This is a genomic window from Nitrospirota bacterium, from assembly GCA_016207885.1.
GTDB lineage: Bacteria > Nitrospirota > Thermodesulfovibrionia > UBA6902 > UBA6902 > JACQZG01.
In genome coordinates this window covers 320,102-335,474 of the sequence record JACQZE010000003.1, presented here as the reverse complement: position 1 = coordinate 335,474, position 15,373 = coordinate 320,102, and the positions used below count along the sequence as shown (strand labels likewise).

Sequence of the window (15,373 nt, the reverse complement as noted above, 5' to 3'; positions counted from 1 at the left end):
AGGAGGAATAAATTGAGTAAAAAGGTTTCCGCAGAACTTGCCGACAGAGTAAAAAAACTGCCGCCGTATCTCTTTGCAGCCATAGATGATATGAAACAGGACGCGCTGAAAAAAGGCGTTGACCTTATAGACCTGAGCATAGGCGATCCTGACATTCCTACGCCGAGGCATATTGTCCAGAGGATAAAGAAGGCTGTTGAGAATCCTGAACATCACCGCTATCCGTCATATGCCGGGATGCTCTCGTTCAGGCAGGCGGTTGCTGATTGGTACAAGAAAAGGTTCAATGTTAAGCTCGACCCCAAAACAGAAGTAGTCTCTCTCATAGGTTCAAAAGAGGGTATCGGCCATATTCCTCTTGCATTCATAAATCCCGGAGATGTTGTGCTTGTGCCTTCGCCGGGATATCCTGTTTATCCTGTTGCCACGCTCTTTGCAGGCGGGAAGAGCCACATCATGCCGCTCATAGAGAAGAACAAATATCTGCCTGACCTGAAGGCGATACCAAAAGATGTCCTTAAAAAAGCGAAGCTCATCTTCATCAATTATCCGAACAACCCAACATCGGCATGTGCAGGAAGAGGCTTTTATAAAGAGGTGATCGACTTTGCAGCAAAGAACAATATCATCGTATGTCATGACGCCGCTTATTCAGAGATCTACTACGACGGAAAGAAACCTTTGAGCTTTCTTCAGATTCCGGGAGCCAAAGAAGTTGGGATTGAATTTCACTCACTCTCAAAGACATGCAACATGACCGGATGGAGGATAGGTTTTGCAGCAGGCAATAAGGATGTGATAGCAGGGCTCGGAAAGATAAAGTCGAATCTGGACTCAGGCATATTCCAGGCGATACAGGAGGCGGGAATAGCCGCGCTCGAGACGGAAGATGCTGTTCTTGAAAAGATAAGGAAGACCTATCAGGGCAGAAGGGATGTCCTTTATAAAGGATTAAAAGAGATCGGCATTAAGGCTATAAAACCTGAGGCCACTTTCTATCTCTGGGCAAAGGTTCCGGCAGGATATTCTTCTTCAAAATTCGCAGCGCTCCTGTTGGATAAAGCAGGTGTCCTTGCAACTCCGGGCAACGGCTTCGGCGCGCCGGGCGAGGGATATATAAGATTCGCGCTTACCGTGGATGAGAAGAGGATGAAAGAAGCTGTCGCAAGGATAAAGAAGGCGCTCTGAAAAACATGCCTACAGCTTACATCGGCATCGGCTCAAACCTCGGCGACAGGGAAGAGAACTGCATGAAGGCGGTCTCTCTTCTCAGAGACAACGGCATCAAAGTTACAAAACCTTCCTCTATGATAGAGACAGAGCCGTGGGGTTTGGAAGGCCAGCCGAAGTTCATCAATATGGCGGTTGAGGCTGAGACCGCTTTATCCCCTGATGCGCTTTTAAAACTTCTTAAAAATATCGAGTCTGAAATAGGGCGTGAAGAGTCTGTACGCTGGGGGCCGAGAGTTATTGACCTTGATATCCTGCTTTATGGTGACCTTGTTTTAAAAACTCCTGAACTGGAGATACCGCATCCTCATATCGCAGGGAGAGAATTTGTCTTGAAGCCTCTTTCAGAGATAGCGCCTGAGAAAATTCATCCTGTTTTGAAGAAGAGTATCAGCGAGCTTTTTTCACAATATCCCCGAAATTCCTGAGCAGCCGCAGTCCGAGGGCCTGGCTCTTTTCCGGGTGGAACTGAACGGCATAGACATTGTCTTTCCATATTGACGATGTGAACTCGATTCCATAATCAGTAGTTGTTGAGATGATGGAACTGTCTTCAGGCACAACATAGTAAGAATGCACAAAGTAGAAATAACTTTTATCCGGGATACCCTTTAAAAGAGGATTCTCTTTCCGTATCTTTATCTCATTCCATCCCATATGAGGGACCTTGAGGCTGCTTTTGGGAAATCTCGGGACCTTTCCTTTAAAGATATCGAGCCCCATGCACCTTCCGAACTCTTCTGATTCGCTGAAGAGCACCTGAAGGCCGAGGCATATGCCGAGAAAGGGCTTGCCGCTTTTTATGGATTCGACAATGGCCGTTGTCAGGTCGAGATTTGTCAGCTCCCTCATGCAGTCCTTGAATGCGCCTACGCCGGGAAGAACCACGCCGTCTGCATTCTTAACGTCCTCAGGCCTGTTCGTCACCATGACCTCAACGCCTGCCTTTTGAAATCCCTTTTCAACGCTCCTGAGATTTCCCATTCCGTAATCAATGATCGCTATCATGTTTTTATATTATGGGATTGAGAAAGTAAATTCAATCGAAGTATTTAAGCGCTCACTTGAAAAAACATGCAGAGTTGAGTTACCGTATATATTATTTTTTGAAAAAGATGTATATTTATAACTGACATGATACCTAAAAAGATATTCTTCACTAAAGGCGTAGGGGTTCACAAGGACAGTCTGGCATCTTTTGAGATGGCTTTGAGAAAGGCCGGGATCGAGAAGTGCAACCTTGTTTATGTATCGAGTATCTTTCCTCCGGAATGCACAATAATTCCCAGACGCAAAGGCCTGGACCTGATCAAACCCGGACAGATCACCTTCTGTGTAATGGCGAGAAATTCAACAAATGAGCCTAACAGGCTTGTCTCATCCGCGATCGGGCTTGCCGTGCCCAAAGATAGAAAGAATTACGGGTATCTTTCCGAGCACCATTCTTTTGGAGAGACAGCAAAAAAGGCCGGTGACTACGCAGAGGACCTGGCTGCATCTATGTTAGCCACTACACTCGGTATATCATTTGACCCTGATGAGGCGTGGGACTCCAGAAAACAGGTGTATAAGGCGAGCGAGTATATCTTTAAATCCATGAATGTCTGTCAGTCTGCAGAGGGCGATAAATCCGGAAAGTGGACGACTGTTGTCGCGGCTGCAGTCATGTTGATCGATTAATTGAAGCAAAAGACCCCGAACAATTTCTGCGGCCTTCCGCAAAACCACTCAAACTATAAAGACTCCGCTATAGTTATCGTTCCTGTCCCTTTTGACAAGACCAGCACCTGGGGAAAAGGCGCTGACAAAGGGCCGAAGGCGATCATAGAGGCCTCAAAGAATATGGAGCTATATGATATTGAAACAGCTTCCGAGGTCTATAAAAAAGGCATACACACTTCCAAAGCGATAATCTCATCCACCCCCGCTGCTATGGTAAAGAGCGTCTATAACAAGACCGCTAAATATTTATCTGACGGAAAATTCGCAGTTGTGCTCGGCGGCGAGCATTCTGTATCATTCGGCTCGATAAAAGCACATGCGGAATCTTTTAAAGACATCAGCATCCTCCATCTTGACGCTCACTCTGACATGCGCGACTCTTACGAGGGAAGCAAATACAACCATGCCTGCGTCATGGCAAGGGCTAAAGAGGTCACTGATACCATCGTCTCAGTCGGCATAAGGAGCATGGACTCATCTGAACTCGGCAATATCAATACCAAGAACATCTTTTATGCATCTGACATACGGAAGAACAAGAACTGGATGGATCAGGCCATAAAAAAGCTGAGCGGCAATGTGTATATCACAATAGACCTTGATGTATTTGACCCGTCAATCATGCCTTCAACAGGAACGCCTGAGCCCGGCGGACTGGGTTGGTATGAGGTTCTTGAACTTCTACAGCGCGTTTCAATGAAGAAGAACATAGTCGGTTTTGACATTATGGAACTCTGTCCTTCGTCAGTTGACAAGGCCCCAGACTTTCTCGCTGCCAAGCTCATCTACAAGTTATTAAGCTTCAAATTTATCAATAATAGATAACTCCAGGTCGTTCACATCATTGACCTATTCTCAGGCAATCAATACAATATCTCTAAGGTTACGCGATGATCTTTATTTCTTCACATGGAGATAGATACGAATGAAACGCAAGAGGGCCGGAACGCTTCTTCTTTTTCTCATTGATATCTTTTCCATATTCATTACACTGCAGGGAGCGATAACATTAAGAAAGAACCTGCTGCCTTTCTTTTTTCACTTTCCGGAGTTCCCGATAAATAACTTCACCTTCTTCTGGTGGGTATTTCCTATATGGCTGACATTCTTTGCGTATGAAGGCCTCTACACAAAACGGCTTCCGTTCTGGGATGAGATAAAGATACTCTGGAAAGCGGTCTTCTTTGCGACGATAGCCGTGTTCAGTATCCTCTTTTTAGGCAAGGTCGGCGAGGCGGTATCAAGAACTGTGATAGTAGTAATGGGAATCATCTCGCTGCCGCTTCTTCCGCTTATCAGGCTCAATGCAAAGAAGATACTGGTAAATACCGGATTGCTCAGGAGCAGGGCGCTCATCCTGGGCGCAGGTGAAACAGGAAGGCTGATACTGAAGGCGTTACACAGGGATAAAAATCTCGGCGTCGAGGTTGTCGGGTTTATTGATGATGAACCTGCAAAGATCGGGAGCATGGTCGAGGGGCTTAAAGTCTTCGGAAGCATAGATGATGTTGAAAAATATATTGACAGGTATGACATTCACGATATCGTGATCGCTATGCCGGGCTGTCACAGGGAGAAGCTTATCAGGATAATCAATAACCTTCAGTATAAGGTGCAGAACATTCTTCTTATCCCTGACCTTTTCGGCGTCGCGGTTCTGGGAACAGAGCTGCAGAACTTCTTTCAGGAACAGGTCATCGGCCTTGAGGTAAAGAACAACCTTGCGAGGCCGGCAAACATATTCATTAAAAAGAGCTTTGATATTATTATCAGCCTCATGGCATTTATTATCCTTGCCATTCCGATGCTCATGCTCTCCATCATCATCAGGCTGACATCAAAGGGCCCTGCGATATACTCGCAGGAGAGGATAGGCAAGGATGGCAGGGCGTTCAGGTGCTACAAGTTCAGAACCATGCATCATGACGCGGAGGCGAGGCTCAAGAAGATGCTTGCGTCAGACCCGCAGGCAAGGAAGGAATGGGATGAGAACTTCAAGCTCAGGAACGACCCGAGGGTGACTCATATCGGCGACTTCCTGCGAAGGACATCACTTGATGAACTCCCGCAGATATTCAATGTTCTCAAGGGCGACATGAGCCTTGTAGGGCCGAGGCCGGTGACAAAGATTGAGATAGATGACTATTACAAGGATAAGGCCGAGCTCTGCTTCGGCGTGCCGCCGGGGGTTACCGGGCTCTGGCAGGTCAGCGGCAGGAGCGGGACGAGCTATGATTACAGGATCGCGCTTGATTCGTGGTATGTAAGGAACTGGAACCTCTGGCTTGATATAGTTATCCTCTTTAAGACGTTGAGGGTTGTCTTTAGGCGTGAAGGGGCGTGGTAGATGTCAATAGTTAAGTCTATACGTCTCATATTAGTTTTGCTTTTCATTGCTATGCTTTCAGGCTGTATTCGGCGGGATCATATAATTAGTAGACCAATAATTAATTTTAATCCTAATTGGACCATGGTAGAAGAATGCGGTTACGAAGGATGCTTGCCAATGGTAGATTTTCTGACAAGTAAAGACATGAAAATAAGAATCCAATCGTTCAATCATATGGAAAATATAGGCTTATTTCTTGTAACAGTGGATTTCTTCTCAAAAAACAACTCTGAGTTTAGCTTCAATCATTCTGATGTTATAGTTAAGCTTGGCGATGGCACGGTACTAAAACCAAAGGGATTTACATGCTCGTATACGAGATGGGATTTAGAATATCTTCGCTCAGCACCACCTTTAAGCGGATCAATACCTATTAGTGAGAATAATTGTTTTCTGCTTTTCTTCGATTATCCGTCCCCTTCTGTTGAAGAAGAATTTGAAATGAATCTGGATGGATTAAAAAGAAATGGAGAAGCAGTAGAAGTGCCAACGGTTTATTTCAAAAAAGGGATCAGTAGATATTAACCGGGGGCTGACTTGACAACCTGTTGCCACCAATAAAACAGCACCTGCCATACAGAAGATAGGCTTGCAACCATGCAAATAAATCTGCTAACATCCCCACACTATGGCAAGACCACCTCGTATACAGTTGCTATAGATAATCTTTAACATCTCCCAAGCTCAGTCCAAGCCATTTAACTTTGTATTCGGGATACGTGTTGAGCAATCCTTGCGCTCTTTCTTTCAGCGCGTTAAGATTTATCCTTTTTCTGTCGAGCTTGATATCGGCCAAGGTGATCTCCTTCTTCAGGTCATTGATCGCAACAAGATCGATTTCATTTTGATTTCCCTTCTCCCAATATGAGCCTATCACATTATAGTTTCCTGTCTCGGCAAAAAGCTGATGAAAAAAATTTTCAAGCATCCGTCCGGAATAACTCGAATAATCCCTGTTGATGATTTCTTTGATATAAGAAAAGTTTTCTGTCTCAGCCGCAGACCGGTTGCGAAAAATAAACCGGAACCAGAAGTTAAGAAAATTGTCAGTTATTTTGTATTTCTGTAATCGTGAAGCAGGCTTGGCGCCGACAGGTTTATGCCTTGAGATAAGCGCATAGTCATTCTCCAGTCTTGCCAGATAAGCCCCTGCGTGTATCTCCAATACAGATTCTATCTCTGTCCGTGCCGTCTTGCCTATGGATATAAGTTCAAGTATCGAAAAATATGTCCCGTACTCCTTCCCGAACTCTTCTATAAGCAGGTTTCTACCCTCGTTTATAAAGGGAGAATTAGAGGCAAGTATAAAGTTAAGTATATCTTCGTAGGATAATGCTGAATTTGATGTCAGCATCTCCAGATATTTCGGCATCCCTCCTGTAAATACATAACAGTCAAACAAAGACTTCATATCATCAGCGCCGTGATCTGACAGCACTCTATAGGTATCCTTTATGGTAAAGGGCTTAAGGAAGAGTATCCTGTCCGCTCTCCCGAATAAAGGCTCTTTTGACTCTTCAAATATTTTATGCATCAAAGAATATACAGATCCGATACAGATGAGATTCATTCTGCATTTTGATTTATTCAAATCCCATAGACGCTGAATCTCGGAATATACTGCAGGATTCACATTATAGAACTCCTGAAATTCATCAATGATCACAATAAACTGCTCCTGTTTTGAAAGCTCAAGAAGCAGAGCAACTACATCCTTAAAATGTTTTATATCACCAAGCACCGGAAGGGTAAAATGTTTCTTGATCTCATCAATGTATTCCATGCAAAGCAGGTGTTCTGCCTTCCTGGAGACAAACAGGTAGATAAATTTATGCTGGCCGGCAAATTCCAAAGCAAGCATGGTCTTGCCGACACGCCTTCTGCCGGTAATCACCGCCATGCGCGCGGAGTCTTTTGTCTGATCGTAGAGCGTGGTAAGCTCCTGTATTTCCTGTTTGCGATTATAAAATCTCATAGTTCAAACCTGACTGTCAAATTATCGTAACTATCGTTACGGTAACTAATATTACGATAAAATAGCAGAAGTTTCAAGGGATAAATCGTTTGATTTATCGCTTCCTATTATCTTGTCATCTGCAATCCCCACAATCCCATACAGTTCATCCCATGAACGTTCATTAGCGATTATTCATAAAAATAAAGCCGTTACCCTTGACAAATCTTCTCAAACTTAGTATGTTCATAGTGTGAACAGTCTTGATAACAGCAAGGACAATGAGATTACCCTAAGAATTCTGGATGAGATAAGCCAGGAATCTGTTGTCACCCAGCGCACCCTCTCAAGCAGGCTCAATATCGCGCTTGGCCTTGTTAACGCGTATGTAAAGCGGCTCGTGAAGAAGGGGCATATCAAGATCACAAAGGGCCCCATGAACAGGGTGAAGTATGTCCTGACTCCAGCGGGACTTAAACTCCGTGTCGGCCTCACCTATGACTATATGCACCAGTCGGTCAATTATTTCAAATCAGCGCGCAAGAAGATCGATGAGACATATCAGCAGATGATCACAGCCGGGGTGAAGAATATCCTGATCTGGGGCGACGGCGAGGTTGCGGAGCTGGCGTATATCTCTCTGCGCGGATTGCCGCTGAATCTCGTTGGCGTGATTGACAAAGAAAGGGCTGAGAAGGCCTTTTTCGGACATGATGTTTATTCGTATGAGGATTTCAGGAATCTCGAGTATGATGTCATACTTGTCACATCTTTAAAGAGTGAAGAAGCTATAAAAGAGATAAAAGCACTTGGCGCTGATATGTCCAAAGTCTATACGCTGTAAATACTTTGCTGAATATAAATATATTTGTTGAGATGGTAATAATCGTCATTCCCGCTTGTCGGGAATCGTTTTTATTCCCCCTTAGAAAAGGGGGATACAGGGGGATGTTCAAATAAAACACACCCCTTCCCCTCTTTTTAGAGGGGATATAAAGAAGAAGGATTCCGGACAAGCCGGAATGACAGCCTTGATACCTTGCCCAGAAATGTCGTGGTTGCTGGGGTGGTTGATTAGATGACTTTATATTTAATGCCGGAGTATAAATGGAAAATATAGATGCGATAGAGCCGCAGTGGTTTGCGGTGAATGTAAGGTCAAGGCATGAGTTTCATGTGCTGGAGAGGCTTACGATGAAAGGGGTAGAGGCGTTTCTTCCGACTGTTGAGAAGTTAAGAAGATGGAAGGACAGGAAGAAGATGGTCTCATTTCCGCTCTTTCCGGGATATCTCTTTGTCCATATACCAAAAAGGACGAAGGACATACTTAATGTCCTGAAGATAAACGGCGCAGTCAATCTCTTAAGCGGTGCGCCTGGAGAGCCTGTGCCTGTGCCTGATGAGCAGATCACATCGCTGATAAAGGCTGTGGAGAGCAATGAACCTCTTGACCCCTACCCGTATCTGAAGGAAGGGCAGAGGGTCAGGATAATGCACGGGCCGATGCGCGGTGTTGAAGGGATGCTTGTCCAGAAGGCGGGCAGGCATATGCTCGTTCTTTCTGTTGATGTACTCACTCAGGGCGTTGCGCTCAGTATAAACGCCTCTGATGTAGAGAGAATATAAGTAAAGTTAAGAGTTGAAAGTTGTAAGTTGAGAATTAATAAATTCAACTCTCAACTCTTAATTATTAATTCTTAACTTTTTCACCCTCTAGGTTGCAGAAACCTGCCTGACGGCAGGCAGGTGTAACTGAAAGGGCGGAGCAGTGTAAAAAAGAGGGAAATAAATTAATATTTACGGGTATAAAAGGATATTAATAATAACGGGAGAATGATATGTTAAACGGAAAATCGATATTGATCACAGGCGGAACAGGCTCATTCGGGAAGAAGTGCACAGAGGTAATACTTAAGAGATACAAGCCGGACAGGCTTATTATCTTAAGCCGTGATGAGCTGAAGCAGTTTGAGATGGCGCAGGTCTTTTCTGAGAAGGAATATCCTTGCATGAGGTATTTTCTCGGAGATGTAAGGGACAAAGACAGGCTTTACAGGGCGTTTGATAAGGTGGATTATGTCATTCACGCGGCAGCGCTGAAACAGGTCCCGGCAGCGGAGAGAAATCCTTTTGAGGTTATAAAGACAAATGTCCTCGGCGCGGAGAACATCATCAACGCAGCCATAGACAGAGAGGTGAAGAAGGTTGTGGCGCTGAGCACTGACAAGGCGGCGAACCCGATCAATCTTTACGGCGCGACAAAGCTCTGCTCGGATAAACTCTTTATCGCAGGGAATTCATATTCAGGAGCTCACGGCACAAGGTTCTCTGTCGTAAGATACGGCAATGTCGTGGGCAGCAGGGGAAGCGTTATCCCGTTCTTTAAAGATGCAAAGAAGACAGGTTTAATACCGATCACCGATACTGAGATGACACGCTTCTGGATAACACTTGAGCAGGGTGTTGATTTTGTCCTTCAATGCCTTTCAATGACCGTGGGCGGCGAGCTCTTTGTCCCCAAGATACCGAGCATGAATATAATGGACCTTGCCGGCGCCATAGCCCCTGAATGCAAACACGAGATAGTCGGGATAAGGCCGGGCGAAAAGATACACGAGGTCATGATAACTGAAGACGATGCCAGGCATACGCTGGAATTTGATGATTTCTATATTGTCGAGCCGGAGTTCAACTGGTGGTCAGGCGACAGCCATAAATCAAACGGCGGCAAGCCTGTTAAAGATAATTTCAGGTACGCAAGCAATACCAATGACAAGTGGCTCTCCGTGGAAGACCTGAAGAAACTGATATAAGAATAATTTTCTTATGAATTACACCTACGGCAGACAGTGGATAGATGAAGAAGATATACAGGCGGTTGCCGATGTCCTGCGTTCAGATCTTATCACGCAGGGGCCGAAGATAGATGAGTTTGAAAAGGCGCTCACCGAAAGCTGCGGTGCAAAATACGCAGTAGCAGTTAATTCAGGAACCTCCGCGCTACACATCGCCTGCCTTGCAGCAGGCTCAGGCAAAGGGGATGAAGTCATAACCTCGCCAATCACTTTTGTAGCTTCAGCCAATTGCGCGGCATACTGCGGCTCAACGCCTGTCTTTGCCGACATCGACCCTCAAACATACAATATATCTGTTTCTGAGATAGAGAAGAAGATAACGGAACGCACGAAGATAATAATACCTGTGGACTTTGCGGGCCAGAGCGCTGACATGGAGACTGTTTATGATCTGGCAAAAGAGAAGGGCAGGGAATTCAATAAGAAGATTTTTGTTATCGAAGACGCATCTCAGGCACAGGGCTCTTATTATAAAGGCAAGGCGGCCGGCTCATGCGCCTTCTCAGACATGACCGTGATGAGCTTTCATCCTGTAAAGCACATTACGACCGGCGAGGGCGGCGCTGTGCTGACAAATGATGAAGAACTTTACAGGAAACTGAGAAGGCTCAGGAATCACGGCATAACGAATATCCCCGGAGATTTTGTAAACAGGGAAGACGCATTTCAGCATATTGAAGGAAGATTATCCGAAGCGGCCAACCCGTGGTATTACGAGCAGCTTGACCTCGGATACAACTACCGTATAACAGACATACAGTGCGCCCTCGGAATATCGCAGATGAAGAAGCTGAACCGGTTTGCAAAGCGCAGGCGCGAGATAGTCAGCATGTACAATGAATTCTTTGGCAGGATCGAAAATATTCAAACTCCTTATGAGTCCTCTGACTGCGACAGCAACTTTCATCTTTATATCCTTCTGTTGGATTGGGAGAGGTTCGGCACGGACAGGGCGAAGTTTATGACTGAACTGAAGAAGAAAGGGATGAATACACAGGTTCACTATATACCGGTGCACACACAGCCTTATTACAGGAAGAATTTCAAGACCGGATGGGGCGATTGCCCGAATGCCGAAGCATATTACAGCAAATGCCTTTCAATCCCGATATATCCGGCGATGACGGATGATGATGTTAAGAATGTTCAGGGCTGTATCATCGACACGATCAAGAAGGCCGGCCAGTGAAGCTCGGCTTGGGCACTGTTCAGTTCGGTATGGATTACGGGATATCCAATCCTGCCGGAAAGACAGATCCTGATGAGGTAAGGAAGATACTGGCTGTTGCGCAACGGGCAGGGATACATTACCTGGATACAGCAGCTCTCTATGGCAACAGCGAAGAGGTTCTGGGAGACGCGATGCCTGAGGACTACAATTTTTCTATCGTTACAAAGACCCCTGTCTTTTCAGGTTCAGAGGTAACTCAGGATTCGGCGCTGCTTCTTGAGCAGACACTCTATCGTTCTTTGAAAAATATGAAGGTCAGCTCGGTGTACGGCCTGCTCGCCCATAATGCCGGTGACATACTGTCACCGGGAGGGATGATCCTGATCAAAAAGATGCAGGAACTGAAACGGCAGGGATATGTTCAAAAGATAGGCGTATCGGCCTATCGCAGCGAAGAGATCGACAGTATCCTGGATATATTCCATATCGATATCATCCAGGTCCCGCTGAATGTTCTGGATCAGCGCCTGCTGCTGAGCGGGCATCTTGCAAGGCTTAAAAAAGCAGGTATCGAGATCCATGCCAGGTCGGTCTTTCTGCAGGGCCTGCTATTGATGGAGCCTGAAAGACTGCCTTCTTATTTTAATTCGATCAAAACACATTTATCACAATATCACGCGCACCTGAAGCAGCAGGGATTGACAGCGGTTCAGGGAGCTCTCGGCTTTGCGGCAGGGCTGGATGAAGTGGATGTCGTTCTTTGCGGGGTGAACACGCACCGGCAGTTAGAGGAGATATGCTCCCAATGGAAGCCATCTTCTCCTGCACTCTTCAGCGGATTTGCCATAAACGATGAATCGATCGTTAACCCTTCAAAATGGAGGACAACATGAAACAGGACGATATTTTAGCGATCCTGCAAGCGAGGGTATCATCCACAAGACTGCCGGGTAAGGTGCTTATGCCTATCCTCGGCAAGCCGATGCTGCTGCGCCAGATCGAGCGGTTAGACCGCTCGTCAATGATCAATACGCTTATCGTCGCAACAAGCACCGACCCCAGTGATGATGTGCTGGAACAGGTATGCAGGGAGAATGATATCAATTGCTTTCGCGGCAGCCTCAATGATGTGCTTGACAGGTTCTATTTTGCCGCTCAGCCATATCAACCTGAACATATCGTACGGCTTACTGCAGACTGTCCTCTTGCCGACCCGCAGGTGATCGACCGCGTAATTGAATTTCATCTTCTCGGAGGATATGATTATACAAGCAATGCGGTGGAACCGACCTATCCTGACGGGCTCGATGTGGAGGTCTTTCGCTTTGCCTGCATGGCCCAGGCGTGGAAGGAAGCGATCCTTCCCTCGGAAAGGGAACATGTGACCCCTTTTATACATCAACAGCCGCAGCGGTTCAAGGTCGGGAGCGTAAAAAATGATGTTGACCTTTCGATGCTGCGGTGGACAGTTGATGAACCTGCCGACTTTGAGCTGGCCGCAATGATCTATGAAGCACTTTATAGGGGAAATCCTGCCTTCACTACTGATGACATACTTTCGCTTCTGGAGAGCAGGCCGGAGCTCAAGACCTGGAATACTAAACACCAACGCAATGAGGGCTATCAGAAATCACTGATGGAAGATGCCCTATTTTTAAAGAAAAGGAGAGCTGATGGGTAAGGGACAGGATTTATATAAAAAGGCTCAAAAGCTGATCCCGGGAGGGTCTCAGCTTCTATCAAAAAAACCGGAGAAGACCCTGCCTGAACTGTGGCCCGCCTATTTTGACTCGGCAAAAGGCTGCGAGGTGATCGACCTTGACGGCAACAGGTATCTGGATATGGGGCACATGTCTGTCGGCACCTGCATCCTCGGATACGCGGATGATGATGTCAATAAAGCTGTAAAGGATGTTGTGGACCGCGGGAATATGTCTTCGTTAAATCCTCCTGAAGAGGTGGAGCTTGCAGAGGTTCTGTGCGGGCTGCATCCATGGGCGGATATGGCAAGGTTCACAAGGTCAGGCGGAGAGGCGGTCTCTGTAGCTGTCAGGATAGCCAGGGCAAAGACCGGCAGGGACAAAGTGCTGTTTTGCGGCTATCACGGATGGCATGACTGGTATCTCGCGGCAAATCTTTCTGACATGGATTCGCTTGGAGGCCACCTGATGCCGGGACTCAGCCATCTGGGCGTACCAAAAGGGCTTAAGGGGACGGCATATCCTTTCAACTATAATGACAGGGATGGTTTTCTTAAATTAATTGAAGAGCACAGAGAAAGTATCGGGGCTGTAGTAATGGAGCCTATCCGGAACTACCAGCCTGAGAAGGGGTTTCTGGAGATAATACGAAGCATTACAAGAGAGCTTGAGATCATCTTTATCTTTGACGAGATAACAGCCGGATGGAGGCTGACAGAGGGGGGGGCGCATCTTCTCTTCGGGATAGAGCCTGACATGGCGGTATTCGGCAAGGCGATGAGCAACGGTTTTCCCATGGCAGCGGTCATAGGAAGGAGAGATGTTATGAATGTCGCGGAGGATACCTTTATAAGCAGCACATACTGGACCGACAGGGTCGGGCCTGCGGCATCTCTTGCGACCATTAAAAAGATAAGAGAGAAGAATGTCCTGAAACATTTATCTGATACAGGCAGGATGATCCAGGATGGATGGAGGCTTGCCGCGGAAATGAACGGGCTTGATATAGATATAGCCGGCATATACCCGCTGAGCAGCTTCTCCTTCAGATATAAAGAGCCTCAGGCCTTAACTACTCTCTTTACACAGCTTATGCTTGAGAAAGGGTTTCTCGCTGCGACATCTTTTTATGCGTCATATGCGCATGATGAAGTGTCGGTCAGAAAGTATCTTGAGGCTGTTGGCGAAGCCTTCAAATTTATTTCCGCGGCAATAAAAGAAGGAGATCCGCGGAAATATCTTAAAGGCCCTGTCTGCCAGACAGGTTTTAAAAGATTTGCATGATGAATTCCATTAAGCTGAAAGATCATACGATAGGCGCCGGTTCTCCGGCCTTCATTATTGCCGAGGTAGGCCTCAACCATAACGGCTCTTATGAACTTGCTGAGAGATCGATAAGGGCGGCGGCGGAATCAGGGGCTGATTCGGTCAAGTTCCAGAATTTTCTGACCGAGGATTTTCTCACGGACAGGAGCATTCAGTACACATACGTCAGCCGGGGCAAAGAGATAACGGAACCATTATGGGAGATATGCAAACGCAGCGAATTCAGGAATGAGTGGATAGCTCCGCTTAAAAGGCTTTGTGATGATCTCGGCATCGTCTTCATGTCAACCCCGACCTCTGAGAACGGGGTTGATGATTTAATAAGGAACGGCGTTGAGGCGTTAAAGAACGGCTCTGATTACATCACTCATCTTCCGCTTTTAAGATATATGGGAAGCACGGGAGCCATGGTCATAATTTCTACCGGCATGGCAACCGGCGAAGATATCTCCAATGCCCTTTCCGCGGTAAGGGAAGGGGGGAAGAGCCCCGCAACTCTTTTGCACTGCGTTAGCAGCTATCCCACAAAAGAGAAGGATGTTAACCTCAGAAAGATAGCAGCGCTTAAAGACACATACAACGTGCCTGTGGGTTTTTCCGATCATACTGAAGGATGGGCTGCCGCGGTTCAGGCGGCCACACTTGGTGCCTGCATAATAGAGAAACACTTTACGCTTGATAGAGAACTGCCGGGGCCTGACCACCGCTTCAGCAGCACGCCTGATGAGCTTAAAGAACTTGTGCGTGAGGTGCGTTTTGCCGAGATGAGGATGGGCAATGACGCACTGGTTCCTTCTGAAAGCGAGATGGAGCACAGAGACGAGTTCAGGGTGGGGATCGTTGCTGACAGGGATCTTGCGATAGGCGACAAGATGACAAGGGAGAGCATAGCGATACGCAAGCCGGCATTCGGCCTGCTTCCAAAGGATATTGATAAGTATATCGGCAAGACCTTTAAAGTGAGCCTGAAGCGCGGGGATCCGGTAAAGGATTCTCATCTTGAGTGATATTTTCCGGAGATGGAAC

General features: G+C 46.5%; 16 protein-coding genes. 14 read left to right on the top strand and 2 right to left on the bottom strand.

Annotated elements, in window-relative coordinates; genetic code table 11:
- Nucleotides 1–12 precede the first annotated feature (12 nt).
- Together HY807_01710 and folK are read left to right on the top strand one after the other, a co-directional pair.
- Nucleotides 13–1,188 carry an LL-diaminopimelate aminotransferase gene (locus HY807_01710; GenBank protein ID MBI4825128.1) on the top strand — a complete coding sequence of 392 codons (1,176 nt, stop codon included), beginning with the start codon at nt 13–15 and terminating at the stop codon, nt 1,186–1,188.
- Between the two features lie 5 nt (nt 1,189–1,193).
- The gene (gene folK, locus HY807_01705; protein ID MBI4825127.1) at nt 1,194–1,658 is read left to right on the top strand and encodes a 2-amino-4-hydroxy-6-hydroxymethyldihydropteridine diphosphokinase; all 465 of its coding nucleotides are present in this window, start codon (nt 1,194–1,196) and stop codon (nt 1,656–1,658) included.
- Here the strand turns inward: folK and hisH are convergent.
- Complete coding sequence (gene hisH, locus HY807_01700) at nt 1,621–2,238, bottom strand: imidazole glycerol phosphate synthase subunit HisH (protein ID MBI4825126.1); 618 nt, start codon at nt 2,236–2,238, stop codon at nt 1,621–1,623. The genes folK and hisH overlap by 38 nt on opposite strands.
- A 126-nt stretch (nt 2,239–2,364) precedes the next feature.
- Here hisH and HY807_01695 point away from each other — a divergent pair, with 126 nt between their 5' ends.
- The 4 genes from HY807_01695 (at nt 2,365) to HY807_01680 (ending at nt 5,866) form a co-directional block, all read left to right on the top strand.
- Nucleotides 2,365–2,910 (top strand): arginine decarboxylase, pyruvoyl-dependent, encoded by a 546-nt coding sequence (locus HY807_01695; protein ID MBI4825125.1) that lies wholly within the window; start codon nt 2,365–2,367, stop codon nt 2,908–2,910.
- The gene (speB, locus tag HY807_01690; GenBank protein MBI4825124.1) at nt 2,911–3,777 is read left to right on the top strand and encodes an agmatinase; all 867 of its coding nucleotides are present in this window, start codon (nt 2,911–2,913) and stop codon (nt 3,775–3,777) included.
- Between the two features lie 100 nt (nt 3,778–3,877).
- Nucleotides 3,878–5,299 carry an undecaprenyl-phosphate galactose phosphotransferase WbaP gene (gene wbaP / locus HY807_01685; protein MBI4825123.1) on the top strand — a complete coding sequence of 474 codons (1,422 nt, stop codon included), beginning with the start codon at nt 3,878–3,880 and terminating at the stop codon, nt 5,297–5,299.
- A complete protein-coding gene (locus tag HY807_01680) occupies nt 5,300–5,866 on the top strand; it encodes a hypothetical protein (GenBank protein MBI4825122.1) in 567 nt (188 codons plus the stop codon).
- 130 nt (nt 5,867–5,996) lie between these two features.
- Here the strand turns inward: HY807_01680 and HY807_01675 are convergent, their stop codons facing one another.
- Nucleotides 5,997–7,316, bottom strand: a complete 1,320-nt coding sequence (locus tag HY807_01675; protein MBI4825121.1) for an ATP-binding protein — start codon at nt 7,314–7,316, stop codon at nt 5,997–5,999.
- Between the two features lie 232 nt (nt 7,317–7,548).
- Between HY807_01675 and HY807_01670 the strand changes: the two genes are divergently transcribed.
- The 8 genes from HY807_01670 to HY807_01635 all read left to right on the top strand — a co-directional run bounded on the left by HY807_01670 (nt 7,549) and on the right by HY807_01635 (nt 15,354).
- Nucleotides 7,549–8,139 (top strand): winged helix-turn-helix transcriptional regulator, encoded by a 591-nt coding sequence (locus HY807_01670; GenBank protein MBI4825120.1) that lies wholly within the window; start codon nt 7,549–7,551, stop codon nt 8,137–8,139.
- A gap of 263 nt (nt 8,140–8,402) precedes the next feature.
- Nucleotides 8,403–8,921 (top strand): UpxY family transcription antiterminator, encoded by a 519-nt coding sequence (locus HY807_01665; GenBank protein MBI4825119.1) that lies wholly within the window; start codon nt 8,403–8,405, stop codon nt 8,919–8,921.
- A gap of 212 nt (nt 8,922–9,133) precedes the next feature.
- Nucleotides 9,134–10,108, top strand: a complete 975-nt coding sequence (pseB, locus tag HY807_01660) for a UDP-N-acetylglucosamine 4,6-dehydratase (inverting) (GenBank protein MBI4825118.1) — start codon at nt 9,134–9,136, stop codon at nt 10,106–10,108.
- Nucleotides 10,109–10,121: 13 nt separating this feature from the next.
- The gene (gene pseC, locus HY807_01655; protein ID MBI4825117.1) at nt 10,122–11,339 is read left to right on the top strand and encodes a UDP-4-amino-4,6-dideoxy-N-acetyl-beta-L-altrosamine transaminase; all 1,218 of its coding nucleotides are present in this window, start codon (nt 10,122–10,124) and stop codon (nt 11,337–11,339) included.
- Nucleotides 11,336–12,214, top strand: a complete 879-nt coding sequence (locus HY807_01650) for an aldo/keto reductase (GenBank protein ID MBI4825116.1) — start codon at nt 11,336–11,338, stop codon at nt 12,212–12,214. The genes pseC and HY807_01650 overlap by 4 nt, the downstream gene beginning before the upstream one ends.
- Nucleotides 12,215–12,303: 89 nt before the next feature.
- Nucleotides 12,304–13,002, top strand: coding sequence for a glycosyltransferase family protein (locus HY807_01645; protein MBI4825115.1), 699 nt, complete (start codon nt 12,304–12,306; stop codon nt 13,000–13,002).
- Nucleotides 12,995–14,305 carry an aminotransferase class III-fold pyridoxal phosphate-dependent enzyme gene (locus tag HY807_01640; GenBank protein MBI4825114.1) on the top strand — a complete coding sequence of 437 codons (1,311 nt, stop codon included), beginning with the start codon at nt 12,995–12,997 and terminating at the stop codon, nt 14,303–14,305. Before HY807_01645 ends, HY807_01640 begins: the two co-directional genes overlap by 8 nt.
- Nucleotides 14,302–15,354 (top strand): N-acetylneuraminate synthase family protein, encoded by a 1,053-nt coding sequence (locus HY807_01635; protein ID MBI4825113.1) that lies wholly within the window; start codon nt 14,302–14,304, stop codon nt 15,352–15,354. The genes HY807_01640 and HY807_01635 overlap by 4 nt, the downstream gene beginning before the upstream one ends.
- Nucleotides 15,355–15,373: the final 19 nt, after the last annotated feature.

Coding starts and splice junctions, on each gene's coding strand:
- folK (MBI4825127.1), top strand. CDS start 1,194: ATGCCTACAGCTTACATCGGCATCGGCTCAAACCTCGGCGACAGGGAA.
- hisH (MBI4825126.1), bottom strand. CDS start 2,238: ATGATAGCGATCATTGATTACGGAATGGGAAATCTCAGGAGCGTTGAA.
- HY807_01695 (MBI4825125.1), top strand. CDS start 2,365: ATGATACCTAAAAAGATATTCTTCACTAAAGGCGTAGGGGTTCACAAG.
- wbaP (MBI4825123.1), top strand. CDS start 3,878: ATGAAACGCAAGAGGGCCGGAACGCTTCTTCTTTTTCTCATTGATATC.
- HY807_01680 (MBI4825122.1), top strand. CDS start 5,300: ATGTCAATAGTTAAGTCTATACGTCTCATATTAGTTTTGCTTTTCATT.
- HY807_01675 (MBI4825121.1), bottom strand. CDS start 7,316: ATGAGATTTTATAATCGCAAACAGGAAATACAGGAGCTTACCACGCTC.
- HY807_01665 (MBI4825119.1), top strand. CDS start 8,403: ATGGAAAATATAGATGCGATAGAGCCGCAGTGGTTTGCGGTGAATGTA.
- pseB (MBI4825118.1), top strand. CDS start 9,134: ATGTTAAACGGAAAATCGATATTGATCACAGGCGGAACAGGCTCATTC.
- pseC (MBI4825117.1), top strand. CDS start 10,122: ATGAATTACACCTACGGCAGACAGTGGATAGATGAAGAAGATATACAG.
- HY807_01645 (MBI4825115.1), top strand. CDS start 12,304: ATGCTGCTGCGCCAGATCGAGCGGTTAGACCGCTCGTCAATGATCAAT.
- HY807_01640 (MBI4825114.1), top strand. CDS start 12,995: ATGGGTAAGGGACAGGATTTATATAAAAAGGCTCAAAAGCTGATCCCG.
- HY807_01635 (MBI4825113.1), top strand. CDS start 14,302: ATGATGAATTCCATTAAGCTGAAAGATCATACGATAGGCGCCGGTTCT.